The sequence below is a fragment of the Streptomyces sp. NPDC050161 genome, assembly GCF_044460025.1.
Classification (GTDB): Bacteria; Actinomycetota; Actinomycetes; order Streptomycetales; family Streptomycetaceae; genus Streptomyces.
Window position 1 is genome coordinate 150,835 of sequence record NZ_JBITJM010000007.1, and the last position, 24,136, is coordinate 174,970.

At 72.3% G+C, this 24,136-nt stretch carries 20 protein-coding genes and 1 pseudogene; 7 read left to right on the forward strand and 14 right to left on the reverse strand.

Features of this window, described 5'->3' with window-relative positions; translation table 11 throughout:
• Nucleotides 1-9: 9 nt before the first annotated feature.
• Complete coding sequence (locus ACIBK8_RS15000) at nucleotides 10-786, reverse strand: TetR/AcrR family transcriptional regulator (protein ID WP_399042209.1); 777 nt, start codon at nucleotides 784-786, stop codon at nucleotides 10-12.
• Between the two features lie 190 nt (nucleotides 787-976).
• Between ACIBK8_RS15000 and ACIBK8_RS15005 the strand changes: the two genes are divergently transcribed.
• Nucleotides 977-1,417 (forward strand): nitroreductase family deazaflavin-dependent oxidoreductase, encoded by a 441-nt coding sequence (locus ACIBK8_RS15005; protein ID WP_399042211.1) that lies wholly within the window; start codon nucleotides 977-979, stop codon nucleotides 1,415-1,417.
• Between the two features lie 80 nt (nucleotides 1,418-1,497).
• Here ACIBK8_RS15005 and ACIBK8_RS15010 read toward each other — a convergent pair whose 3' ends face one another.
• On the reverse strand, nucleotides 1,498-2,703 hold the full coding sequence (locus ACIBK8_RS15010) for a geranylgeranyl reductase family protein (protein WP_399042212.1): 1,206 nt from the start codon (nucleotides 2,701-2,703) through the stop codon (nucleotides 1,498-1,500).
• Nucleotides 2,704-2,879: 176 nt separating this feature from the next.
• On the opposite strand from ACIBK8_RS15010, the gene ACIBK8_RS15015 reads away from it, so the two are divergent.
• Nucleotides 2,880-4,241 carry a dipeptidase gene (locus ACIBK8_RS15015; protein ID WP_399042213.1) on the forward strand — a complete coding sequence of 454 codons (1,362 nt, stop codon included), beginning with the start codon at nucleotides 2,880-2,882 and terminating at the stop codon, nucleotides 4,239-4,241.
• Nucleotides 4,242-4,319: 78 nt separating this feature from the next.
• Here ACIBK8_RS15015 and ACIBK8_RS15020 read toward each other — a convergent pair whose 3' ends face one another.
• The gene (locus ACIBK8_RS15020; RefSeq protein ID WP_399042214.1) at nucleotides 4,320-5,357 is read right to left on the reverse strand and encodes an NUDIX domain-containing protein; all 1,038 of its coding nucleotides are present in this window, start codon (nucleotides 5,355-5,357) and stop codon (nucleotides 4,320-4,322) included.
• A gap of 837 nt (nucleotides 5,358-6,194) precedes the next feature.
• Here ACIBK8_RS15020 and ACIBK8_RS15025 point away from each other — a divergent pair.
• Nucleotides 6,195-7,442, forward strand: a pseudogene (locus ACIBK8_RS15025) (glycoside hydrolase family 27 protein); the annotation flags it as partial.
• Between the two features lie 87 nt (nucleotides 7,443-7,529).
• Here ACIBK8_RS15025 and ACIBK8_RS15030 read toward each other — a convergent pair.
• On the reverse strand, nucleotides 7,530-9,584 hold the full coding sequence (locus ACIBK8_RS15030) for a serine/threonine-protein kinase (protein ID WP_399042215.1): 2,055 nt from the start codon (nucleotides 9,582-9,584) through the stop codon (nucleotides 7,530-7,532).
• 87 nt (nucleotides 9,585-9,671) lie between these two features.
• A complete protein-coding gene (locus ACIBK8_RS15035) occupies nucleotides 9,672-10,625 on the reverse strand; it encodes an ROK family protein (protein WP_399042216.1) in 954 nt (317 codons plus the stop codon).
• Between the two features lie 142 nt (nucleotides 10,626-10,767).
• Here ACIBK8_RS15035 and ACIBK8_RS15040 point away from each other — a divergent pair, with 142 nt between their 5' ends.
• Complete coding sequence (locus ACIBK8_RS15040; RefSeq protein WP_399042217.1) at nucleotides 10,768-11,799, forward strand: LacI family DNA-binding transcriptional regulator; 1,032 nt, start codon at nucleotides 10,768-10,770, stop codon at nucleotides 11,797-11,799.
• Between the two features lie 39 nt (nucleotides 11,800-11,838).
• Here ACIBK8_RS15040 and ACIBK8_RS15045 read toward each other — a convergent pair whose 3' ends face one another.
• Both ACIBK8_RS15045 and ACIBK8_RS15050 read right to left on the reverse strand, forming a co-directional pair.
• Complete coding sequence (locus tag ACIBK8_RS15045) at nucleotides 11,839-12,186, reverse strand: VOC family protein (RefSeq protein ID WP_399042218.1); 348 nt, start codon at nucleotides 12,184-12,186, stop codon at nucleotides 11,839-11,841.
• 179 nt (nucleotides 12,187-12,365) lie between these two features.
• Nucleotides 12,366-13,652: a DUF6986 family protein gene (locus tag ACIBK8_RS15050; protein WP_399042220.1), complete on the reverse strand. Its 1,287-nt coding sequence runs from the start codon at nucleotides 13,650-13,652 to the stop codon at nucleotides 12,366-12,368.
• A gap of 181 nt (nucleotides 13,653-13,833) precedes the next feature.
• Here ACIBK8_RS15050 and ACIBK8_RS15055 point away from each other — a divergent pair, with 181 nt between their 5' ends.
• Both ACIBK8_RS15055 and ACIBK8_RS15060 read left to right on the forward strand, forming a co-directional pair.
• Nucleotides 13,834-14,352, forward strand: a complete 519-nt coding sequence (locus ACIBK8_RS15055) for a DinB family protein (protein ID WP_399042221.1) — start codon at nucleotides 13,834-13,836, stop codon at nucleotides 14,350-14,352.
• 384 nt (nucleotides 14,353-14,736) lie between these two features.
• The gene (locus ACIBK8_RS15060; protein ID WP_399042222.1) at nucleotides 14,737-16,971 is read left to right on the forward strand and encodes a HelD family protein; all 2,235 of its coding nucleotides are present in this window, start codon (nucleotides 14,737-14,739) and stop codon (nucleotides 16,969-16,971) included.
• A 139-nt stretch (nucleotides 16,972-17,110) separates the two neighbouring features.
• On the opposite strand, the gene ACIBK8_RS15065 is transcribed toward ACIBK8_RS15060, so the two are convergent.
• The 4 genes from ACIBK8_RS15065 to ACIBK8_RS15080 form a co-directional block, all read right to left on the reverse strand.
• The gene (locus tag ACIBK8_RS15065) at nucleotides 17,111-18,073 is read right to left on the reverse strand and encodes an electron transfer flavoprotein subunit alpha/FixB family protein (RefSeq protein ID WP_393687980.1); all 963 of its coding nucleotides are present in this window, start codon (nucleotides 18,071-18,073) and stop codon (nucleotides 17,111-17,113) included.
• An 85-nt stretch (nucleotides 18,074-18,158) separates the two neighbouring features.
• Nucleotides 18,159-18,944 (reverse strand): electron transfer flavoprotein subunit beta/FixA family protein, encoded by a 786-nt coding sequence (locus tag ACIBK8_RS15070; protein WP_399042224.1) that lies wholly within the window; start codon nucleotides 18,942-18,944, stop codon nucleotides 18,159-18,161.
• Nucleotides 18,945-19,156: 212 nt separating this feature from the next.
• Nucleotides 19,157-19,663 (reverse strand): flavin reductase family protein, encoded by a 507-nt coding sequence (locus ACIBK8_RS15075; protein WP_399042226.1) that lies wholly within the window; start codon nucleotides 19,661-19,663, stop codon nucleotides 19,157-19,159.
• 225 nt (nucleotides 19,664-19,888) lie between these two features.
• A complete protein-coding gene (locus ACIBK8_RS15080) occupies nucleotides 19,889-20,221 on the reverse strand; it encodes a thioredoxin family protein (RefSeq protein WP_393687974.1) in 333 nt (110 codons plus the stop codon).
• 316 nt (nucleotides 20,222-20,537) lie between these two features.
• Here ACIBK8_RS15080 and ACIBK8_RS15085 point away from each other — a divergent pair, with 316 nt between their 5' ends.
• Nucleotides 20,538-21,254: a lysophospholipid acyltransferase family protein gene (locus ACIBK8_RS15085; protein WP_399042227.1), complete on the forward strand. Its 717-nt coding sequence runs from the start codon at nucleotides 20,538-20,540 to the stop codon at nucleotides 21,252-21,254.
• 11 nt (nucleotides 21,255-21,265) lie between these two features.
• Here the strand turns inward: ACIBK8_RS15085 and ACIBK8_RS15090 are convergent, their stop codons facing one another.
• The 3 genes from ACIBK8_RS15090 to ACIBK8_RS15100 all read right to left on the reverse strand — a co-directional run bounded on the left by ACIBK8_RS15090 (nucleotide 21,266) and on the right by ACIBK8_RS15100 (nucleotide 24,080).
• Nucleotides 21,266-21,964: a B3/4 domain-containing protein gene (locus tag ACIBK8_RS15090; protein ID WP_399042228.1), complete on the reverse strand. Its 699-nt coding sequence runs from the start codon at nucleotides 21,962-21,964 to the stop codon at nucleotides 21,266-21,268.
• 287 nt (nucleotides 21,965-22,251) lie between these two features.
• Nucleotides 22,252-23,322 carry a threonine aldolase family protein gene (locus tag ACIBK8_RS15095; protein ID WP_399042385.1) on the reverse strand — a complete coding sequence of 357 codons (1,071 nt, stop codon included), beginning with the start codon at nucleotides 23,320-23,322 and terminating at the stop codon, nucleotides 22,252-22,254.
• Nucleotides 23,319-24,080 (reverse strand): SDR family NAD(P)-dependent oxidoreductase, encoded by a 762-nt coding sequence (locus ACIBK8_RS15100; RefSeq protein ID WP_399042229.1) that lies wholly within the window; start codon nucleotides 24,078-24,080, stop codon nucleotides 23,319-23,321. The genes ACIBK8_RS15095 and ACIBK8_RS15100 overlap by 4 nt, the downstream gene beginning before the upstream one ends.
• Nucleotides 24,081-24,136: the final 56 nt, after the last annotated feature.

A 24,136-nucleotide genomic window follows, 5' to 3' on the forward strand; every position in this document is an offset into this window, starting at 1 on the left:
GGTGCGGGGTCAGCGGGCGGCCAGGCCGACGTCGGCGGCGAGGCGGCGGACGGTGTGCGCGAAGAAGGCGTCCCGGTCCTCGATCACGCGGTGGAACTGGCCGAAGAGTTCAAAGCTGATCAGCCCGAAGAGCTGCGCCCAGACGGCGACGAGGGCCGCCGTGACGGGCGCGGGCAGCTCGATCTCCAGCTCCGATGCGAGAGCCCGCGCCTCGGCGGCCACCGCGTCGGGCAGCGGCCCGGCCGGTTCCTGGAGCGCACCGGCGGCATGGGCGTCACGGACCACCGCGATCAGCGCGAAGACGACCCGGCCCGCCGGGGCCGCGGTGTCGCGCGGCGCGTGGTAGCCGGGGACCGGCGAGCCGTAGATCAGCGCGTACTCGTGCGGATGGGCGAGGGCCCAGGAGCGGACGGCTGCGCAGACGGCGGTCCAGCGGCCGACGAGGGCCTCCGCTGCGGTGTCGGCGGCGCCCTCCCCGGTGCCCGTGCCGGGGGACCGTCCTGCCGCCCCGGAATCCGCAGCCCCGGGATCCGCAGCCTCGGGATCCGCCGCCTCGGCAGCCGCGCCGATCGCGTTGTAGGCGTCGAGGATCAGCGCGGTGAGCAGGTCGTCGCGGCTGGGGAAGTAGCGGTAGAGCGCGGATGAGGCCATGCCCAGCTCGCGGGCGACGGCGCGCAGCGACAGCTTCGCCGCGCCCTCGGCCGCGAGTTGCCTGCGGGCCTCGTCCTTGATGGCCGCGGTGATGTCGCTGCGGGCCCGTGCCCTGGCCCCTCGGATCGCCGTCATGGGACGGCAGTCTGCCACCGATCGGAGCACCGCACAAAAAAGAGAGCACTGCTCTTGCTACGCCATGACCTCATGGCGCACACTGCTCACAAGAGAGAGCACCGCTCTCGTTACGGGGGAGCCACCGCTCCCCGCCCCGCCGCGCAGCAGCACGGCGGGAGCCGACCACGACCACGCCCCGGAGGGCCGGATGTCCCACTACCTCAAGCCAGGCCGCCTGTCCGCCCGTCTCAACAGCGTCATCGGCTGGCTGGCCCGCCGGGGCATCAGCCTGGCCGGCTCGGCCGACCTGGCGGTACGCGGACGCACGAGCGGCACCTGGCGGCGGATCCCGGTCAACCCGATGACCTTCGGCGACGGCCGCTACCTCGTCTCGGCGCGCGGCGACTCCGACTGGGTGCGCAACATGCGCGCCGCGGGCGGCGGCCGGCTACAGGTCGGCCGCCGCACCCGCACGTTCACCGCCGTGGAGCTGCCGCCCGCCGAGACCCCCGCACTGCTGCGGGCCTATCTCCAGCGCTGGGGCTGGGAGGTGAGGTCGTTCTTCGGCGGGATCACCGCCGAATCCAGCGACGAGGAACTCCTCGCCGCGGCCCCCCGCCACCCCGTCTTCCGCATCACCGAATCGTGATCACGGAGTCGTGATCACCGAGTCGTGATCACGGCGCCGCGGTACGGGCCGGGTGAGGCACCCGGCCCGCCCGCGCGGCCTCACGGCCGGTCCATCGTCTCCAGGGCGCGCCGCGCCAGCGGGTGGGTGCGGACCAGTTCGCCCAGCGTGGTCGTCCCGCGGGTGATCTTCGCGAAGGCGTTCCAGGCGGGCCGGAAGCCGGTGAGCACGGCGTGCAGCAGGCCGGGCCTGCGGGAGAAGACGGCGTGCATCCGGCGGCCCACGCTCATCTCCACGCCGAGGCCCGCCTTGATGGCGAAGGCGTAGTTCAGGGCCTGCCTGCGGGCGTCCACGGCGTCGTGCGCCTCGGAGACGCGGACCGCCCACTCCCCCGCGAGCCGCCCGGACCGCAGCGCGAAGGAGATGCCCTCCCGCGTCCACGGCTCCAGCAGCCCCGCGGCGTCGCCCGCCACCAGCACCCGGCCGCGGGAGAGCGGCGAGTCGTCGGAGCGGCAGCGCGTCAGGTGTCCCGACGAGACGCTCGGCTCGAAACCGGCGAGGCCGAGCCTGCCGATGAAGTCCTCCAGATACCGCTTGGTGGCCGCGCCCTCGCCACGGGCGGAGATCACGCCGACCGTGAGGGTGTCGCCCTTGGGGAAGACCCAGCCGTAACTGCCTGGCAGCGGACCCCAGTCGATGAGGACCCGGCCCGCCCAGTCGTCCGCGACCGTCGGCGGCACCGGAATTTCCGATTCCAGCCCCAGGTCGACCTGGTCGAGCTTGACGCCGACGTGTGCGCCTATCCGGCCCGAGCTGCCGTCGGCGCCGACGACCGCCCGCGCCAGGATGACCTCGCCGTCGGCGAGCACCACGGCGACGGTCCGCCGGTCGGGCACCGCGGTGCCGTGCTGCTCCACCCGCGAGACCGCGACGCCCGTACGGATCTGCGCTCCGGCGTCCTTCGCCGCCTTGACCAGCTCCTCGTCGAACTCGGGGCGGTTTATCAGGCCGAAGAGCATGTTCTTGGACCTGCGGGTGCGGGTCATCCTGCCGTTGAGCGAGAACGTCACGGCGTACACGCGGTCCCGCAGCGGCAGCTCGAAGCCGGGTGGCAGGGAATCCCGCGAGGGGCCGATGATGCCGCCGCCACAGGTCTTGTAGCGGGGCAGTTCCGCTTTCTCCAGGAGCAGCACCCGGCGTCCCGTGCATGCCGCCGCGTGGGCCGCCGAGGCGCCCGCGGGCCCTGCGCCCACCACCACGACGTCCCACACCTGCTCGTTGTCCTCGGCTGCCTGCTCGCTGCTCACCTGTGCTTCTGCTCCTGTTCGATTCCGCTGCGCCTACCGCCCGCATCCTACGGGCCGCTGCCGCGCGGACCGCCTGTGGGAACATCGGGAGCATTCACGCCTGCACGTCCGGCCCGTCCCGCGGCACCCCGCCGGACGTTCCGTCTGTCCAACGCCGCGCCCACAAGGAGCGTTCCATGTCTGACAGCCCGCTCGCCCACACCGTCGCCTCACTTCAGCCGCGCGCCCTGGCCGAACTGGCCGAGCTGGTGGCCTTCAAGTCGGTCGCGGACCCGGACCAGTTCCCCCGGAGCGAGTGCGAGGCGGCGGCGAGGTGGGTCGCCGACGCGCTGCGCGCCGACGGCTTCCAGGACGTCGCGCTGCTGGACACCCCGGACGGCACACAGTCCGTGTACGGCTTCCTGCCCGGCCCCGCCGGGGCGCCGACGGTGCTGCTGTACGCGCACTACGACGTGCAGCCGCCGCTCGACGAAGCCGCCTGGCTCTCGCCGCCGTTCGAGCTGACCGAGCGGGACGGCCGCTGGTACGGGCGCGGCGCCGCCGACTGCAAGGGCGGGGTGCTGATGCACCTGACGGCGCTGCGCGCGCTCAAGGAGCACGGCGGCGTCCCGGTCAACGTCAAGGTGATCGTGGAGGGTTCGGAGGAGCAGGGCACCGGCGGCCTGGAGCGGTACGCCGAGGCGCACCCCGAGCTGCTGGCCGCCGACGCCATCGTCATCGGTGACACCGGCAACTTCCGCGTCGGACTGCCGACGGTGACCGCGACGCTGCGCGGCATGACGCTGGTGCGGGTCACGGTCGACACCCTGGGCGGCAACCTCCACTCCGGTCAGTTCGGCGGCGCGGCCCCCGACGCGCTGGCCGCGCTGATCCGGATCCTGGACTCGCTGCGCGCCGAAGACGGCTCCACGACCGTGAACGGGCTGGCCGCGGACGCCACCTGGGACGGCCTGCAGTACCCGGACGAGGAGTTCCGCAAGGACGCCAAGGTGCTGGACGGTGTCGGCCTGATCGGCTCGGGCTCGGTCGCCGACCGGATCTGGGCCCGCCCCGCGGTGACCGTGCTCGGCATCGACTGCCCGCCCGTCATAGGAGCCACCCCGTCCGTCCAGGCGGGCGCCCGCGCGCTGGTGAGCCTGCGGGTGCCGCCGGGCACCGACGCGGGCGAGGCGACGAAGCTCCTCCTGGCCCACCTGGAGAACGCCGCTCCCTGGGGCGCGCGGGTGACCACCGAACAGATCGGCCAGGGCCAGGCGTTCCGCGCCGACACCGGCAGCCCGGCGTACGCGTCGATGGCGTCGGCGCTGCGCGAGGCGTACGACGGCGAGGAGATGCAGACGTCCGGTATGGGCGGCTCCATCCCGCTGTGCAACACCCTGGCCGGGCTCTACCCGGAGGCGGAGATCCTGCTGATCGGGCTGAGCGAGCCGGACGCGCAGATCCACGCGGTCAACGAGAGCGTCTCCCCCGATGAGCTGGAGCGGCTGTCCCTCGCCGAGGCGCTGTTCCTCCAGGAGTACGCGGCGAGCCGGGGCTGACGGACGTACCGGCCGGGGCCGCCTCCCAGGCAACGGGGGCGGCCTCCCGGCCCGTCGGGGCGGCGCCGGGCGGGCGGTTCAGCCGCCGGTCGGCACCCCGGCTTCCAGCAGGAGGGGGCAGCCCTGTTCGCGGGCGCGCAGGGCCCAGCGCAGGCGGTGGAAGCGCACCGGCGGCAGCATGTGCTCCGCCTCGGCCTCGGTGACGAAGCGCCAGTCGCGCAGTTCGGAGCCGGGCAGCAGCAGGGCGCTGGTCTGGTCTTCGGTGAGCCTGCCGCCGTCGAACAGCAGCCGCAGGCCGCCGAATCCGGGCGGGGCGGGCGCTTCCCAGTCGAGGACGAGCAGGCGCGGCGTACGGGGAAGCCGGAGGCCCAGCTCTTCGGCGACCTCGCGGATGCCGGCGCGGGTGGGCGACTCACCGTGTTCGACGATGCCGCCGGGGAATTCCCAGCCCGGCTTGTAGGTGGGATCGACGAGGAGTACCCGGTCCTCGTCGTCGAAGAGCAGCACACCTGCCGCGAGGGTTTCGGCGGTCGGTTCGGGTGTCTGCACGATGCCGCAGTCACCGGTGCCCGAGCGGACCGCCTCGGCTATCTGCTCGGCGGTCTGCCGGGGCGTCAGCAGCCCGGTGTCCACGACGTGCGCGTCGTCCTTGAGCCAGCTCAACGCCTCGGCGTACGGGCCCAGGTGGTCCAGGCTCCAGCGGCGCAGCGACGAGGTGTTCCCGTCGTCGCCCGCGCTCTCCTCACGGCGGGCGACCCGTTCGCGCAGGATCGTTTCCCCCGCGTCGAGCAGAAAGTGCTGCACCGGAATACGGCGGGCCGCCAGGGAGCCGAAGATCTCGTCGCGGTACTCCTGGCGCAGCAGCGTCATCGGCGTCACCAAAGGCCCCGGCACCTCGGTCAGCAGCGCCGCCGCGGTGTCCACGACCATCCGGCGCCAGGCCGGCAGGTCCTGGAAGTCGTCGACCTCCGCGAGGCGCTTGGCCGGCAGCATCATCCGCAGGCCGTATCCGAGGAGTTCCGGGTCGTAGAGCGTGCTTCCGGGAAGCAGGTCGAGCAATTCTTGAGCCGTAGTGGTCTTGCCCGCACCGAACGTGCCGTTCAGCCAGACGATCACGGTTTCCCCTCTTCCCTAGACCCAGGTGAGTTGCCCGCACCACCCTGCCACGCAATCGCTGCGCATCACGGGCCGCACGCGCAACCGGGGACCGCGCGCAATTCCGGCGGCGGTGCGTACGCGGGGGACTGCGCGGCCCCCGTGCGCGCGCCGGTCGTGGAATGCGCCACGGCGGGGATGTCATCCGCCGCATCCCGCCCCGCGAAGCCCTCGGCAAACAAGCGCTCCCCAACGCTTCCCATACCGAAACCCCCGCCTGCATACCGGCATCACGCATGACGGGCTCCGCATATGACGGCGGCCCATCGTCCGCCCGAACGGCCTTCCGCTCGGTCTGCACGCCTTCCCCGCAGCAGGGAATCCATGCTGAATTTCCGTTACCGCCAAGGGAATTGCGGAATGCAGCGGACGGGAATCCACCGAAGTGCGGTGAGAACACCCGGATATCCGTCTCCGGCACCCGTCACACGGTCCGTTCGGCACGGTACCCGGCAGGGGCCTACGGGCCGAAGGGGCGGGAGAGACGAGGGGGCTCCGCCCTCGGCGCTTGGCCGCCGCGTCCGCCTCACACCCCACCCCCCGAATCCAACAGAACCGAACGACGCCGCAGCCGATCCGCCCGACAGTCGCCCCTCCCACCCCCGCGGTATGGCCCGTCGGCACACATTCCAGCCACCCCGCCCCAGCTCTTCCAACAGACTCCAACACGCTCTACCGTAATCACGCACTCGACAGTGACCGGTACATGGCAACACTCGGGGCCACCGCACCTCCCCGCATCTCCCCCGTTTTTCCCCGCACTTCCCTGCACCTCGCCCGAGGACGGAGAACGCGATCATGCACCTGCACCCGCGCACCACCCCACGACGGCGCCGGCGGACCCTCGTCGGAGCGGTCTTCGCCGCGCTGCTGTGCACCTCCGGAGCCACCGCCCTGCCTGCCGCCGCCCACGGCGTTGCGCCCGCCGCACACCCCGGCGGGGCACCCGAGCTGCCCGGCGGCCTCGCCGCCACTCCCCCCATGGGGTTCAACAACTGGAACTCCACCCACTGCCGCCCGGAATTCAACGAGGAGATGGTCAAGGGCATCGCCGACCTCTTCCTCGACAAGGGCCTCAAGGACGCCGGCTACCAGTACGTCAATCTCGACGACTGCTGGGCGCTGCCCGAACGGGACGCGGACGGCAAACTCGTCCCCGATCCGCAGCGCTTCCCGCACGGCATCAAGCCGGTCGCCGACTACGTCCACTCCAAGGGCCTGAAGTTCGGCATCTACACCAGCGCCGGCACCAAGACCTGTAGCGATATCGGCTTCCCCGGAGCGCTGGGCCACGAGGCTTCCGACGCGCAGCAGTTCGCCGACTGGGGCGTGGACTATCTCAAGTACGACAACTGCAACAACCAGGGGGTGGACGCCCGGCAGCGCTACGTCGCGATGCGCGACGCGCTCAAGGCCACCGGCCGCCCCGTCGTCTACAGCATCTGCGAATGGGGCGAGAACAAGCCCTGGGAATGGGCGGCGGACGTAGGCCACCTGTGGCGCACCACAGGCGACATCAGCGACAACTGGCCGAGCATGCTGGACATCCTCAAGCAGAACCTGCCGCTGGCGCCGCACGCGGGCCCGGGGCACTGGAACGACCCGGACATGCTGGAGGTGGGCAACGGCGGCATGACCGACACCGAGTACCGCAGCCACTTCTCCCTCTGGTCGATGATGTCCGCGCCGCTGCTGATCGGCTCCGACCTGCGCACGGCGACCCCGGCGACGTACGAGATCCTGGACAACAAGGACGTCATCGCCCTCGACCAGGACCCGCTGGGCAAGCAGGCGACGGTGCTGGAGTCCACGGACGGCCGCTGGACGCTGGTCAAGGAACTGGCCAACGGTGACCGCGCGGTCGCCCTGTTCAACGAAACGGACACCGCTCAGCGGATCACCACCAGCGCGACGGCGACCGGCCTGCCGCAGGCCGACGGCTACCGGCTGCGCGACCTGTGGCAGCACGACGACCTGCACACCACGGGCGACATCGCCGCGGACGTCCCGCCGCACGGCACCGTCGTCTACCGGATCTCCGCCGAAGGGAAGGCCACCGGCGGCACCGGGCGCGCCGGCTCCTGAACCGGCCGCGGCGCGCCGGACCTCACCCGCACCCGTCGCGCCGCGGACTCAGCAGACCCGCAGCCCCGGAATGGGCTGGTCGTTCCCGCCGCCGGTGAGGTACACGACGCTGATGTACACACCGGCGTTGCCGCTGTCGTCGTCGGTCTTGGCCCACCAGACGTTGGTCCACTTCCCGTAGGTCTCGCGGCGGCCCAGCTTCGCCTGGCAGTAGAAGTAGTTCGGGCCGCTGTTGAGCGTGCCGACCTGCTGGAAGGACTGGGTGTACGAGGTGGCGGCGCGCCACACCTGGCAGTTGGTCTTGCCGGCGTCGCCCGGCGCGCACGAGGTGCTCTCGGTGGGGGTGCCCCCGCCACCGGAACCGCCGCTGCCGCCCGACCCGCCGGACCCGCCGTCGTGCGAGCCGCCGCCACTCGTACCGCCGCCGCCGTGGTGACCCGAACTCCCGCCCGCGCCACCGGGCTTGGGGTCGTGCGACGCGGGCCCGTCCGACGCTTCCCGCGTCGGCGACGGCGAGGTACTCGGGCCCTCCTCGCCCTCGCCCTTCCCCTCGTCCTTCCCCTTGCCTTCGCCATCCGTCCCGTCCGCGCCCCCGTCGGCCGGGGCGTTCGGCTCGGCGGCACGGGTCGGGCTGCCGGAGGCCGTCGCCGCCGGGCCGCCCTGCGCGACCGGCTCACCGGAACCCTTGCCGACCAGCGCGTACGTCACCCCACCACCGGCGGCCAGCACGGCCAGCACGGCGGCCACCGCGAGGCCGACCCGGCGGCGCCTGTCGGCCGGCTCCCGCGCCTGCGGGTCCTGGGACGGGCCGCCGGCGCCGGGCGGCGGCCCGCCGCGCACCACGGTCGTGGGCTGATATCCGATGCCCGCGCCGGTGTCGGCGCCCGTACCGGTACCCGTTCCGCCTCCGGCGCCGGACGGCGCGGCGTGCGGGGCGCCGGACGGGCCAGGGCCCGACAGCCAACTCGCCGGTGCCCCGGCCGCGTTGACGCCTCCGGAGACTTCCGGGCCGAGGGGCTTCGGCGGCGGGGGCGGGCCCAGCGGCCGGACGTCCGTCGCGGTCGGCAGGTGCGGTGCGCCGGGCAGCGGCCTGGCCATCGGGTCGCGTCCGTCGGCCACCGCCTGCAACAGCTCCCGCGCGTGCGCCGCGCTCGGCCGGTCGGCGGGGTTCTTCGCCATCAGTACGTGCAGCACCGGCGCGAGCGGCCCGGCGCGCTGCGGTTCGGGCAGCGGCTCGGTGACGATCGCGGTCAGTGTCGACCACACCGACGTACGGCGGAACGGCGCGCCGCCGCCCTCGACCGCCGCGTACAGCGTCATGCCCAGCGACCAGATGTCCGAAGCGGGGGTCGGCTCCATGCCCTGCGCGCGCTCGGGCGGCAAGTAGTCGAGGGAGCCGACCAGTTCGCCGCTGCGCGTGATGTTGGTGGCGGCGCCGTCGTCCGGAGCCTCGATGCTGGCGATGCCGAAGTCGGTGAGGACGACCCGGCCGCTGCGGTCCAGCAGCACGTTGCCCGGCTTCACATCGCGGTGCAGCACACCGACTTGGTGGGCCGCGTCCAGCGCGTCCATGACCCGGGCGCCGATCCCGGCGATCTCCCGCGGGTCGATGGCCCCGCGCCGCTCGATCGCGTCGTCCAGGGACGGGCCGTCCACCAGCTCCATCACGATGACGGGGCGGCCCGCCTCGTCGATCACGTCGTGGACGGTGACCACGCCGGAGTGCCGGATGCGGGCCGCCGCGCGCGCCTCGCGCTGCATGCGGGTCCGCAGGTCGGCCAGCTCCGGCGCCGACGCGTCGGTGTAGGCACGCAGGACCTTGACGGCGACCTCGCGTCCGAGCACCTCGTCGACGGCGCGGCAGACCACGCCCATGCCGCCGCGTCCCAGCCGTCCGGTGACGCGGTAACGCCCGCCCAGGACACGGCCGTTCAGGTCGTCGTCGCCGTCCCTGGCCCGGCTGCTCCGGACCGCCGCGCCGTCCGCTCCGCCGGGCCGCCCCTGCCCCTCCGCCGCACCGTCGTCCGGCCGGCCGGAGCCGGTCACCGCGTCCGCACCCCTGTCGTCGTCCGCCCCGCGCTGCTCACGCTCCCCCGATGCCACGTCACCGATCCCCTCGCCACCGTCGTCCCTGCCCGCCTGTTCACGAGCGGCACCAGACTACGGTGCGCACAGGCCGCACGTGGTGACTCAGGGCAGCGGAACGACCGCATCGAGACGTGACTGTTGCGCGGCTGCCGCGGCGCCGACCAGACCGGCGTCCGTCCCCGTCTGCGCGGGCACGACCGTGAGGTCCGCCACGAAGGAGAGCGTGGCGTAGGAGCGGAGTGCCCGGCGCAGCGGGGTGAACAGGACGTCTCCTGCGCCTGCCACGCCGCCGCCTATGACCGCGATATCGATCTCGACGAGCGTCGCCGTGGCCGCGATGCCGGCCGCCAGCGCCTGCGCGGCCCGCTCGAACGAGCCGAGCGCCACCGGGTCTCCGGCCTGCGCGGCGACCGCCACGGCCGCGGCGCTGGCATCCCCGTCGGCACCCGGGCGCCAGCCGTTGGCCAGCGCGCGGCGGGCGATGTTCGGGCCGCTGGCGATGCGTTCCACGCAGCCGCGCGCACCGCACGGGCAGGATTCGCCGTCGAGGTCGACACTGATGTGCCCGATGTGCCCCGCGTTGCCCGTGGGGCCCGTGTGCAAGCGCCCGTTGAGGACGAGACCGCCGCCGACGCCGGTGGACACCACCATGCACAGCGCGTTGGCCCGCCCGCGCGCCGCGCCCTGCCAGTGCTCGGCCGCCGTCATCGCCACACCGTCGCCGACCAGCACGACGGGACGGTCGCCGACCAGCGCCCGCACCCCGGCGACGAGCGGAAAGTCCCGCCAGCCGGGGATGTTGACCGGGCTGACCGTCCCCGCCGACGCGTCCACCGGGCCCGCGCTGCCGATGCCGACCGCGGCCACCCGCTGCCAGGCGGGGTCCGCCGTCAGTTCCCCGATCACCTCGGCCACCGCACGCATCACCACGGCGCCGTCCTGGTCCGCGGGAGTGGGCCTGGACGTCCGCACGAGCAGCCGGCCGTGTCCGTCCACCAGAGCGCCGGCGATCTTCGTACCGCCGATGTCGAGCGCTGCGCTGAGGTCCGTGTGCATCGGTGTCGAAATCTCCTGGTGAGGGCGGGGAGCCATGGGACAGGCCCGGTCTGGGAACGTCAGTCTTCCCGCAGTTGACAACGTTGTCTAGAGGCTATGCTCGACGCCACCGCCGCAGCCGACAGAAACAGGACCTCGCACCGTGACCGACACCGCCCGGGGCAACTCCCGCCGCTACGGCACCCGGCCCACGATGAAGGATGTCGCGGCACGCGCCGGGGTCGGCCTGAAGACCGTCTCGCGGGTGGTCAACGGCGAACCCGGTGTCACCCCCGACACCGAACGCCGCGTCCAGGAGGCCATCACGGCGCTCGGCTTCCGCCGCAACGACTCCGCCAGGACCCTGCGCAAGGGCCGCACCGCCAGCATCGGCCTCGTGCTCGAAGACCTCGCCGACCCCTTCTACGGGCCGCTGAGCCGCGCGGTCGAGGAGGTCGCACGCAGCCACGGCGCGCTGCTCATCAACGGGTCGAGCGCCGAAGACCCGGCCCGCGAACAGGAGTTGGCGCTCGCGCTGTGCGCCCGGCGGGTGGACGGCCTGGTCGTCATCCCGGCCGGTGACGACCACCGCTACCTGGAGCCGGAGATCGCCGCCGGGGTCGCCACCGTCTTCGTCGACCGCCCGCCCGGCCGCATCGACGCCGACGTCGTGCTCTCCGACAACTTCGGCGGCGCCCAGGACGCGGTGGCCCACCTCATCGCCAACGGCCACCGCAGGATCGGCTTCATCGGCGACCGGCCGCGGATCCACACCGCGCGGGAGCGGCTGCGCGGCTACCGCACCGCGATGGCCGCCGCCGGGCTCCCGGTGGACGACTCCTGGGTCTCCCTCGGCGCCACCGGACCCGGCCGGGTCCGCGCGGCGGCGACTGCGATGCTGGAGGCGGCGGAGCCGGTCACCGCGCTCTTCGCGGGCAACAACCGCGTCACCGTCACCGTGGTCCGGGTACTCGGCGAACACCCGCGCCCCGTCGCGCTGGTGGGCTTCGACGACTTCGAGCTGGCCGACCTCGTACGCCCCGCCATCACCGTCGTCGCCCAGGACCCGGCCCGCATCGGCCGCACCGCCGCCGGCCTGCTGTTCCGCCGCCTGGATGGCACCGACGAGGCCCCGCGGCGGGTGGAGATACCCACCCGCCTGATCGCCCGCGGGTCGGGGGAGATCCGGGGGTGAGGTGGGGGTGCGGTGAGGCGAGGGGGTGCGGGAGGACCGTCAGCGGTGGCCCAGCACGTTGACCACCCGTCCGCCGGGATCGCGGACGAAGAACCGCCGCACGCCCCACTCCTCGTCCTGCAAGGGGTGAATGATCTCCGCACCGCTCTCCCGCATGACCGCATATGCCGCATCCACGTCGTCCACCTCGACGCTCATATCGGGGGTGACGGGCGCGGTCTTGTCCTCGGTCATGACGCTGATCTGCGCTGATGGGCTGGACGGGGAGGCGAGCGTCATGATCCAGCCGTGGTTCATGACCTCATCGAAGCCCAACAGGCCATAGAACTCCCGGCTCTCCTGCGCGGCATCCGACTGGATATTGGGCACGACACGGCGAACGGCCATCGACGACTCCAAACGAGAGCAAGCGTGTCTCTGTGTCCCCAGGAGTACTACGGCATGTCCACCGCCGCACGCACGGGGGGGAGGGCACGGGCGGGGGAGCCTGCCCAGGCCCCCTCCAACGCCTCCCGCCCCTCCAACCACCCCCGCCCCAAGCCGCCTTCAGCTCTTCGGCCCGTCGCTCACCCCCGCACCGCTGTCGCCCTGCCGGCCAGTGCGTCGAGGTCGGTGCGGGTCATGCCGGTGAGCCGGGCGACTTCGGCGGTGTCGACGGCGCCGCAGTCCAGGCCGCGCAGCAGGTAGCCGCTGAGTGCCTTGGCGGTGGCGGGTTCGTCGGCGATGGCGCCGCCGGCCTTGGCGACGTATGCCGTGAGCCGGGCCGCGGCCTGTTCCAGGCCCTCGCGGTAGAAGGCGTAGACGGCGGCGTAGCGGGTGGGCAGGTGCGCCGGGTGCATGTCCCAGCCCTGGTAGTAGGCGCGGGCCAGTGACCGCCGGACGAGGCCGTGGTGCAGCCGCCAGGCATCGTGGACCTGGGTGGTGGCGCCGACGGGCAGGACGTTGGTGGATCCGTCGGAGAGGCGGACGCCGGTGCCCGCGGCGGCGACCTGCATGACGGCCTTGGCGTGGTCGGCCACCGGGTGGTCGAGGGACTGGTGTGCGGCGCTGACGCCGCAGGAGGCGCTGTAGTCGAAGGTGCCGTAGTGGAGGGAGGTGGCGCGGCCCTCGGCGGCTTCGATCATGCGGGCGACGGTGGCCCGGCCGTCGGCGCCGAGGATGGACTGGGTGGTCTCGATCTGGATCTCGAAGCCGATCCGGCCGCTGTCCAGGCCGCGGGCCTTCTCGAACGCCTCCAGGAGTCGGACCATGGCGGTGACCTGCTCGGCGTAGGTCACCTTCGGGAGGGTGAGGACGAGTCCTTCGGGGAGGCCGCCGGCGTCCATGAGGCCGGTGAGGAAGATGTCGAGGGTGCGGATGCCGCGGTCGCGTACGGCGGCTTCCATGCACTTCATGCGGATGCCGGTGTACGGGGCGGCGGTGCCGTCGCGATGGGCGGCGGCGACGAGGGCGGCGGCGCGGGCGGCGGTCTCGTCCTCTTCGGCGTCCGGGCGGGGGCCGTAGCCGTCCTCGAAGTCGATGCGCAGGTCTTCAACGGGCTCGCGTCGCAGTTTGGCGCGTACGCGGTCGTGGACCTGTTCCGCGAGGTGTTCGGGGATGCCGAGGACGCCGGCGAACGCGTCGGCGTCGGGGGCGTGTTCGTCGAGGGCGGCGATGGCCTGGTCACCCCAGGAGCGGACGGTGTCGGCGGTGAAGGCGTCGCCGGGTACGTAGACCGTGTGGACGGGCTGACGGGTGCCGGGGTCGCCCGGGTAGCGCCGTGCCAGGTCCGCGTCGACCTCGGCGAGGGAGGCTCCGATTCCCTCACGTACGGTGTGCGCAAGGCTCGTCGCCACGGTCTCCTGCTGCCCCATTCGACACCCTCCCGGTGCTTCCGCCCGACCCTCGGGCGTTTCCGCTTCACGGAATCAACAATCCGTATAGCGAAGCTAACTGGGCCGGGTACCCAGGTCAACACCCCCGCGACGGACACCCGCAGGTCACGGCCCCCAAAAGTCCGTGGCGCGGCGCGGCCCGCGCCGCCAGACTCCCCGTATGACTTGGACCGCACCACACATAGAGCGCCGCCCCCAGCCGCAGGCGGCGGGCGAACGGGAGATGCTGCAGGGCTGGCTCGACTGGCACCGCGACACCCTGCTGGCCAACTGCGCCGGACTCACCGCCGAACAGCTCGCCCGGCGCAGCGCGGAACCGTCCACGCTCACCCTGCTCGGTCTGGTGCGCCACCTGACGGACGTCGAGCGCGCGTGGTTCCGGCAGCGCTTCGCCCGCGAGCGGCTGCACTCGCACTACATCACCGAGGAGAATCTGGACTCCGATTTCGACGATGTCGACCCGGCGGAGGCCGAGTCCGTCTTCGCGGTCTTCCGTGAGGAGATCGCCGCCTGCGACGCGGCGGTGGCGGACCGCGGCCTGGACGAGGCGTTCTCGACGACGCGCGGCCATGACCTCAACCTGCGCTGGATCTACGCCCACATGATCGAGGAGTACGCCCGGCACAACGGCCATGCGGATCTGCTGCGCGAGCGGATCGACGGCGCGGCCGGTTACTAGGTCCTGTCGTCAAACTCCCGTCGTCTGCCCGGAGGGCAGGCCCCGCGGCGTCTGGTGCGTGCGCTCGCAAGGCGGAGGGTCTTCCCGGTACTGGGCGTACCGGGAAGAGCCCGACAACGCGGCGAGCGTGCGTGCCAGGCGTCGCGAGGCAGACGGGAATTTGACGACAGGGCCTAGCCCGGGGCCCGTCGAGCAGGTCGTTCGCCGGAGTGCCGCGCCGCCGTCCCGCCGCCCCCGCTCGGGAGCAGTGATTCCGCAAAAAGACAAGCCCCGGATGAATTGGCATCCGGGGCTTGTTCCTGCGTATATTCAATCCTTCATGCCTTTGCGATTAAAGCATGAAAAGAAGTCTTATGCGAGAAGCATATCGCGTCAGGAGTGGAATTGTCAACCGAGGAAATACGGCAGGAACAGCAATTCATCACCGGCCTCTACGCCAGGCTCGATCAGCTCAGGGAGCAGGCCGAGGAGTCGGTGCGTGGCGCGCTCGTGCAGGTCGGGAGCGGTTTTCAGGCCAGGATTGAGCGGGATGTGCTGGTGGCGGAGCAGTCCGGGCTGCTCCATGCGATCCACGCGGGGGAAAACGGGCTCTGTTTCGGACGCCTCGACTTCCGGGACGGCAGGACCCACCACATCGGGCGCATCGGAATTCGGCAGGACGATCCGTCCCGTACGCCTCTGGTGCTCGACTGGCGGGCGGACATGGCGCGTCCCTTCTATCTGGCCACCGGTCATTCTCCGATGGGTCTGCGGCGACGGCGGCACATCACCACCGAGGGGCGCACCGTCACCGCGCTCCACGACGAGCTGATGGACCTCGGTGACCCGACCCGCACCGGCCACGAGGGCGCGGACGCCGACGAGGTCCTGCTGGCCACGCTGGACGCGGCCCGCACGGGCCGGATGCACGACATCGTCCGCACCATCCAGGCCGAGCAGGACCGCATCATCCGGGCGCCCCACCAGGGCGTCATGGTCGTCGAGGGCGGCCCCGGCACCGGGAAGACCGTCGTCGCACTGCACCGGGCGGCGTATCTGCTGTACGAGCAGCGGGAGTTGCTGGCCCGGCGCGCCGTGCTGATCGTCGGCCCGAATCCGGCCTTCCTGGGCTACATCGGTGACGTACTGCCGTCCCTGGGCGAGACCGGGGTGCTGCTGGCCACCGTCGGCGAACTCTTCCCCGGTGTGCGCGCCACCGGCACCGACGGTCCGGCCGCCGCCGAGGTCAAGGGGCGCGCCGCGATGGCGGACGTGCTGGCGAAGGCGCTGCGGGACCGGCAGACCGTGCCCGAGCGGGCGACGGAGATCGACCACGACGGATACGGGACGCTCCACCTGGACCGGGCGATGGCCGAGGACGCCCGCGCGCGGGCCCGCGAGAGCAAGCTGCCCCACAACCTGGCCAGGCCCGTCTTCACGTTCCACCTCATCGACGCGCTCACCGCGCAACTGGCCGAGCGGATCGGCGCCGACCCGTTCGGCGGGCCCAATCTGCTGGGGCCCGACGACATCGCCCAGCTGGGCAAGGAGATCGCGACGAGCCGGGAGGTCCACGCGGCCGTCGACGAGCTGTGGCCGCAGCTCACCCCGCAGGAGTTCGTCGCGGACTTCCTCGCGGATCCGGTGCATCTCGACGACGGGTCGGCCGGGCTGATCCGGCGGCAGGGCGGGCCGTGGACCCCGGCCGACGTGCCGCTTCTCGACGAGGCCGCCGAGTTGCTGGGCGAGGACGACAGTGCGGCCCGCGCCGCGGCCGAGGCCGAGCGCCAGGAGCGGATCGCCTACGCACAGGGCGTGTTGGAGCTGTCCGCAGGATCGGAGACGTACGAGTTCGAGGACGAGGAGTCCGAGGTCCTCGCGGCGCACGACGTCATCGACGCCGAGCGGATGGCCGAGCGGCACGAGGAGGCCGACCGCCGCAGCGCGGCCGAGCGGGCGGCGGCCGACCGGACCTGGGCGTTCGGCCACATCGTCGTCGACGAGGCGCAGGAGTTGTCGGCGATGGCCTGGCGGCTGCTGATGCGGCGCGTTCCGACGCGTTCCATGACGCTCGTCGGGGATCCGGCGCAGACCGCGGAAACAGCGGGCCTCGGCTCCTGGGAGCGCATCCTGGAGCCGTACGTGGGCGACCGCTGGGAGCACGTGCGGCTGGGGGTCAACTACCGTACGCCCGCCGAGATCATGGAGGTGGCGGCCGGGTTCCTGCGGGCGCACGACCCGTCGTTCGTGCCGCCGGGTTCGGTGCGGTCGACGGGGGTGCGGCCCTGGGCGCTGCGGGTCGCCGCGGGCGGTCTCGCCGCCGCCGTGGCGCGGGAGGCCGCGGCGGCGCGGGACGGGGGCCGGGTCGCGGTCGTCGCTCCGGCGGGGCTGCACGCGTCGCTCCTCGCGGAGCTGCCGGACGCGGGTCACGGGCCCGCGCCCGACCTCACCCGGGACGTGGTGCTGCTCGACGCGCGGCAGGCGAAGGGGCTGGAGTTCGACACGGTGCTGGTCGTGGAACCGGCCGAGTACGGGGTGAGCGATCTGTACGTCGCGCTGACCCGCGCCACCCAGCGGCTCGGGGTGCTGCACACCGGCGATCTGCCCGAGGCGCTCGACGGGCTGGCGGAAGCGGGGTAGGCGTCGTGACCGCCCGCCCCTCGGCGTCGGCCCTTCCGGCCGCCCGTGTGCGCCCGCACCTCAACGCCGAGGCCCCGCACGCCGGTTGCGTGCGGGGCCTCGGCCGTGCGGACCGGTGGCTCCGGGGAGCCGGAGCGGGTCAGCCCTTGCGGGTCTTGACCTCGTCGGTGAGCGCGGGGACGACGTCGAAGAGGTCGCCGACGACGCCGTAGTCGACCAGGTCGAAGATCGGTGCCTCGGCGTCCTTGTTGATGGCGACGATGGTCTTCGAGGTCTGCATACCGGCGCGGTGCTGGATCGCGCCGGAGATGCCCGCCGCGATGTACAGCTGCGGCGAGACCGACTTGCCGGTCTGGCCGACCTGGTTGGTGTGCGGGTACCAGCCGGCGTCCACCGCGGCGCGCGAGGCGCCGACGGCCGCGCCGAGCGAGTCGGCGAGGGCCTCGATGACCGGGAAGTTCTCGGCGCCGTTGACGCCGCGGCCACCGGAGACCACGATCGCGGCCTCGGTCAGGTCCGGGCGGCCCGTCGACTCGCGCGGGGTGCGCGAGACGATCTTGGTGCCCTTGGAGGATTCGGCGACGGTGACCGCGAGCTGCTCGACCGTACCGGCGGCCGGAGCGGCCTCCGGGGCGGCGGAGTTGGGCTTGACGGTGATGACCGGGGTGCCGGTGGTGATGCGCGACTTGGTGGTGAAGGACGCGGCGAAGACGGACTGCGTCGCCACCGGGCCCTCGTCGCCGGCCTCCAGGTCCACGGCGTCGGTGATGATGCCGGAGCCGATGCGGACCGCGAGGCGGGCCGCGATCTCCTTGCCCTCGGCCGAGGAGGGCAGCAGCACGGCGGCGGGCGACACGGCCTCGTGTGCGGCCTGGAGCGCGTCGACCTTGGGGGCGACGAGGTACTCGGTGAACTCGGGGGCGTCGGCTGCCAGGACCTTCACGGCGCCGTGCTCGGCGAGCACCGGCGCGGCGGCGTCGGCACCGGCGCCGAGGTGGACGGCCACCGGCTCGCCGATCCGGCGGGCGAGGGCGAGCAGTTCGAGGGTGGGCTTGCGGACGGCGCCGTCCACGTGGTCGACGTAGACAAGGACTTCAGCCATGAGATGACTCTCCTGCGGGAAGAAAAGAAGGCGGTTGAGGAACGGCCGGCCGGGGCGCTCGGCGTGAACTCCCGGCCTGAGAGCCCTAGATGAACTTCTGGCCCGCGAGGAACTCGGCGAGCTGCTTGCCGCCCTCGCCCTCGTCCTTGACGACCGTGCCTGCGGTGCGGGCCGGACGCTCGGTCGCGTCGTCGACCTTGGTCCAGGCGCCTTCCAGGCCGACCTCGTCCGCCTCGATGTCGAGGTCGTCCAGGTCCAGCGACTCCACCGGCTTCTTCTTGGCGGCCATGATGCCCTTGAAGGAGGGGTAACGCGCCTCGCCCGACTGGTCGGTGACGGACACGACGGCCGGCAGCGCGGCCTCCAGCTGCTCGCTGGCGGTGTCGCCGTCGCGGCGGCCGGTGACCTTGCCGTCGGCGACGGCGACCTCGGAGAGCTGGGTGACCTGGGGTACGTTCAGCCGCTCGGCGAGCAGCGCGGGCAGCACGCCCATCGTGCCGTCGGTGGAGGCCATGCCGCAGACGACCAGGTCGTAGCCGGTCTTCTCGATGGCCTTGGCGAGTACGAGCGAGGTGCCGAGGGCGTCGGTGCCGTGCAGGTCGTCGTCCTCGACGTGCACGCCCTTGTCGGCGCCCATCGACAGCGCCTTGCGCAGCGCGTCGTTGGCGTCATCGGGGCCGACGGTCAGGACCGTGACCTCGGCGTCGTCGTTCGCTTCCTTGATCTGCAGGGCCTGCTCGACGGCGTACTCGTCGAGTTCCGAGAGAAGGCCGTCCACGTCGTCGCGGTCGACGGTCAGGTCCTCGGCGAAGTGCCGGTCGCCGGTGGCGTCGGGCACGTACTTCACACAGACAACGATCCTCAAGCTCACGCCGGCTCTCCTACCTGCTTCGTCTCTTCAGAACTGCCTTGTGCTGGCAGCATAGGCGCCTGTTGGGGCGGCTCCGGGTCGGTTCGGGATCCCCGCGCCAACACCGATATTACTCACCAGTACAACCAGTCTCGTCCCCGGAATCAAGGCCGTCGAACTGTGACCTACCCAACGGCCCCGACCCGGCAATGACGAAGCGTTACGGGAACCCGTCAGTCGCGCAGCGCGTTGAAGCGTCCCTGGTGGTACAGGAGCGGACGGCCGGGCCCCGCCGGGTCGCCGACGAGCGGCTGGGCGAGCACGATGCGGTGGTCGCCGGCCGGCACCCTGGCGATGACCTTGCACACCAGCCAGGCCAGGACACCGTCCAGGAGAGGCACGCCCTCGGGCCCTTCGCGCCAGGAGGTGGCGGGGCCGAAGCGGTCGGCGCCGCTGCGGGCGAAGGTGGCGGCCAGCTCCTGCTGGTGCTCGCCGAGTATGTGCACGCCGATGTGCTCGGCGTCGGCGAGCGTCGGCCAGCTGGAGGCGGCGGTGCCGACGCCGAACGAGAGCAGCGGCGGGTCGGCGGCCACCGAGGTGAGGGAGGTGGCGGTGAAGCCGACGGGGCGTGCGCCCTGTGCGGTGATCACCGCGACCCCCGCGGCGTGCTGCCGGAAGACGGCGCGCAGGAGGTCGGGGGTGGCGGTGCGGGGCGTGCCGAGGTCGGGCGATGCCGTCATGGAATTGTCCTTCTGCAGGGGGGTACGAGCCGTGGCAGCGCGGCCGGCGGGCGTTGCGCCGCCGGCTGCGGAGGTGTCGTCGCCGCTCACACGCGCGGACAGCGCGCGCTGGCGGTCCGCAGAAGGTCTACGTGCACGCGTCCGTACAAAAGGGTTCCTGGGCGCATAACGTCAGAGTGACGATTCACCGGGCGTAGCGTCAAGTGGCGCCCGGTATCTGGGAGATCAATCACGGACCGCCTCGCCGAGTGCGGCGATGACGTCCGCCTTGCGCGGCAGACCCGCCGCGCGGCGCACGATCCGGCCCGCCGCGTCCAGCACCAGGACGGTCGGCGTGCGCTCGATGCCCAGGGTGCGCACGAGGCCGAGGTGGGCCTCGGCGTCGATCTCGACGTGGGTGACCCCCTCGACCATCGCGGCGACCTCGGTGAGGGTGCGGCGGGTGGCGCGGCAGGGCTGGCAGAAGGCGCTGGAGAACTGTACGAGGGTGGCCCGCTCCCCTGGTTCCGTGCCGATGTCCGCGGCGCCGAGCCGCTGTCCGTCCTCGCGTGCGCGCACCGATCTGCCTTCCGTCGCGGCGGTGGGGGCGCGCCTCGGTCCTGCGGCCCCCGTGTCCAGTCGTCCTGGGATGCAGCGCGCGGCGGCGCGTAAAGATTCCCGGAGCCGTCGCGTTCCGGAGGGCCGTGTACCTTCTGAACGGGGAAGGCGCGCGCTGAGCAGACCCTCACGTGACGAGAATCTCCCGGCCTTGGCGGGCCTCGCGGTAGCCGCCGGGGCCCTGATCGGGCACGATCACCCGACAGCCGCACACTTACGGCTGCGTAGGTTTCCGCCGGGAGAACCCTCCCCGGGCACAGAAATGGGGTCCTCCGACATGGCAGAGCTCGTCTATCCGCCGGTGATCGGTGCCGCTCGCACCATCTTCAAGTCGCTCGACCTGAAGTTCGACATCGCCGGCGCGGACAATATTCCGCGGCGCGGCGGTGCGGTGCTGGTGAGCAATCACATCGGCTATCTGGACTTCGTCTTCGCCGGTCTCGCGGCGCGGCCGGCCAAGCGCCTGGTGCGGTTCATGGCCAAGGAGTCGGTGTTCCGGCACAAGGTGTCGGGGCCGTTGATGCGCGCCATGAAGCACATCCCGGTGGACCGCTCGCAGGGTGTGCACGCGTACCGGCACGCCCTGACGGCGCTGCGCTCGGGCGAGGTGATCGGTGTCTTCCCGGAGGCGACGATCTCCGAGTCCTTCACGCTCAAGAACTTCAAGTCGGGGGCGGCGCGGCTGGCGCAGGAGGCCGGGGTGCCGCTGCTGCCGATGGCGCTGTGGGGCACCCAGCGGCTGTGGACGAAGGGCCACAAGCGCGATCTCGGCCGTCACCACTACCCCATCACGATCCGGGTCGGCGAGCCGCTGGAGGCCGATCCGGCCGAGCAGGCGGAGAAGATCACCGACCGGCTGCGGGCGCGGGTGCAGGACCTGCTGGAGGCCGCCCAGCGCGCGTATCCGGTGCGGCCCAAGGGCCCCGATGACACCTGGTGGATCCCGGCCCATCTGGGCGGCACCGCCCCTGCCGCGCCCGGAGGCGCGGCGTAGCAGCCGGCGGATCAGCCGTGCCGGACCTCGCCGATCTCGACGCGGGCGCCGGGGCAGGTCTTCTCCAGGTTCTCGGCGAGCTCGGCGCCCGCGGCCCGCAGCTCGTCGTGTGACATCGGCGCCATCCCTTCCAGGAGGAACAGGGCGCTGACGGATTCCTCGGTCAGCCGGGTGCGGACGCCCTGCCGCCAGTTCCAGCGGCGGCAGGTGACACCCTCGTCGTCGCACCAGACGACCTCGCCGGGCTCGGGGTGCTCGACAATCTCCACGCCGCCGGCCGCGGTGGCGAACGGCTCGTCGCCGGTGGCCCGCAGCAGCCGCATACCGCCCTTGATGCGGTCCAGGTCCTCGCCGCCCACCGGGACGAGGTGGGCGACGCTGATGGCGTTGTAGAGGTCGACGAGGCGGTTGATGCGCGGCAGTTGGCCGTCGGCGAGCGCCCGGCGGGCCAGCGCCTCGGCGGAGTTGCGGGTGCGTGAGGGCTTGGTGCCGAAGGCGGAGTAGGCGGCGCGCCAGGCCGCGATGTGCGGGTCGTCCTGAACGGCGCCGCCGGCCAGCCGCGCGGTGAGCCGCCCGGCCGCCTCGTCCAGCAGACCGGAAGTCGCCGCGTCGCTGGGCCCGTTGGTCAGCCCGTGCGCCTCGATCACGAGGTGCGCGAAGCCCGGCGCGAGGGCACGTACGTCGTCGGAGACGTGCAGGGTACGAGTCATGGGGTGGGGTGCCTCAGAATTCGGTGGGAAGCGTCTGCCAGAGGTGCGGCCGGTCGACGGCCCGCTTGAGGCATTGGAGCACGACGGGGCACGGTTCAGCAAACAGCACTGGCGAGTCCACTTCATTGCACTCCTGGCGGACCGGCCAGGCCAGCTGCTCACGATCGAGGCGGAACGCGTCGGCGCCATCGAGCGCCCTCCATTCACCGTCTGCATGCTGATGCGCCCGGCCGGAAGTCAATGGACTTCGGTCGGGCGCATGAATATTCAGCTACAGGGAGCCCTCGTCAGCGGGCGATCTCTTCGCGGAGCGCCGTGAGGAAGCCGTCGACGTCATCCTCCGTGGTGTCGAACGCGCACATCCAGCGCACATCGCCGGCCGCCTCGTCCCAGAAGTAGAAGCGGTAGCGCTTCTGGAGCCGCTCGCTGACGTCGTGCGGCAGCCGTGCGAAGACCGCGTTGGACTGGACGGGGTAGAGGATCTCCACGCCGTCGATCCCGCGGACGCCGGCCGCCAGGCGCTGCGCCATGGTGTTGGCGTGCCGGGCGTTGCGCAGCCACAGGTCCTTGGCGAGCAGCGCCTCCAACTGCACGGAGACGAAACGCATCTTGGAGGCCAGCTGCATGGACAGCTTGCGCAGATGCTTCATCGCGCGCACCGCGTCGGGGTTGAGGACGACGACGGCCTCGCCGAAGACGGCGCCGTTCTTCGTGCCGCCGAGGGAGAGGATGTCCACCCCCACGGCGTTGGTGAACGCCCGCATCGGGACGTCCAGGGACGCCGCGGCGTTGGCTATCCGCGAGCCGTCGAGATGCACCACCATCCCGCGCTCGTGGGCGTGTTCGCAGATCGCCCGGATCTCGTCGGGTGTGTAGAGGGTGCCGAGCTCGGTGCTCTGGGTGATCGAGACGACCTGCGGCATGGCGCGGTGCTCGTCGTCCCAGCCGTACGCCTCGCGGTCGATGAGCGCGGGGGTGAGCTTGCCGTCGTCGGTCGGCACGGTGAGCAGCTTGAGGCCGCCGACCCGCTCGGGGGCGCCGCATTCGTCGACGTTGATGTGTGCCGACTGGGCGGCGATCACCGCGCCCCAGCGGTCGGTGACCGACTGGAGCGCGACGACGTTGGCGCCGGTGCCGTTGAAGACCGGGAACGCCTCGGCGCGCTGCCCGAAGTGGCTGCGGATGATCCGCTGGAGGTGCGCGGTGTAGTCGTCCTCGCCGTAGGCGATCTGGTGGCCGCCGTTGGCCAGGGCGAGCGCCGCCAGGACCTCCGGGTGGGCGCCCGCGTAGTTGTCGCTGGCGAAGCCCCGTACCTGGGGGTCGTGGTGCTGCCGGGCATCGGTCTTGTCGTTGCTCACGGCTCGGGGGTCAGCCACAGACGCTTTCCATTCACTTCCCGTGCGGGCCGGCTCCAGACCCCGGCGATGGCTTCGGCCAGCTCCGTGACGTCCGTGAAGCCCGCGAACTTGGCGTTCGGTCGCTCGGCGCGCATCTGGTCGTTGACGAGCGCCTTGACGACCAGGATCGCAGCAGCGGCGCGCGGCCCCTCCTCGCCCCCCGACTTGCGGAACGCGTCGGCGAGCGCCAGCGTCCACGCCTCGGCCGCCGCCTTGGAGGCCGCGTACGCGGCGTTGCCCGCCGTGGGCTTGCTGGCACCGGCCGCGCTGGTCAGCAGATAGCGGCCGTTACCGCTCCGTTCGAGGCCCTCGTGGAAGGCGAGGGAGGTGTGCTGGACCGTCCGGATGAGGAGGTTGTGCAGCAGGTCCCAGTCGCTGAGATCGGCGCCCGCGAAGCTCTTCGCGCCGCGCCAGCCGCCCACCAGGTGCACCAGGCCGTCGATGCGCCCGAATTCCTTCTCGGTGCGGTCCGCCCAGGTGCGGGTCTGTTCAAGATCGAGGAGGTCGACGGTGTCGCCGATCACCGTGGCGCCGCCGTGCGCGTAACGGGCCGCGTCGACCGCTTCGGCCAGCCGCGCGGCGTCCGCGTCGGAGCCGACGACGGTGGCGCCCGCCTCGGCCAGCCGCAGCAGGGTGGCCCGTCCCGCGGGGCCCGCAGCGCCCGCCACCGCGATGACGGCGCCTTCCAGCGGCCCCTGGCCGCCCGTCGAAGTAGTCATCTCCGTCGCCTCCTCATTCTCCTGGACGGCCTTCCGTCCGCTGTCCCGGCCGGCCC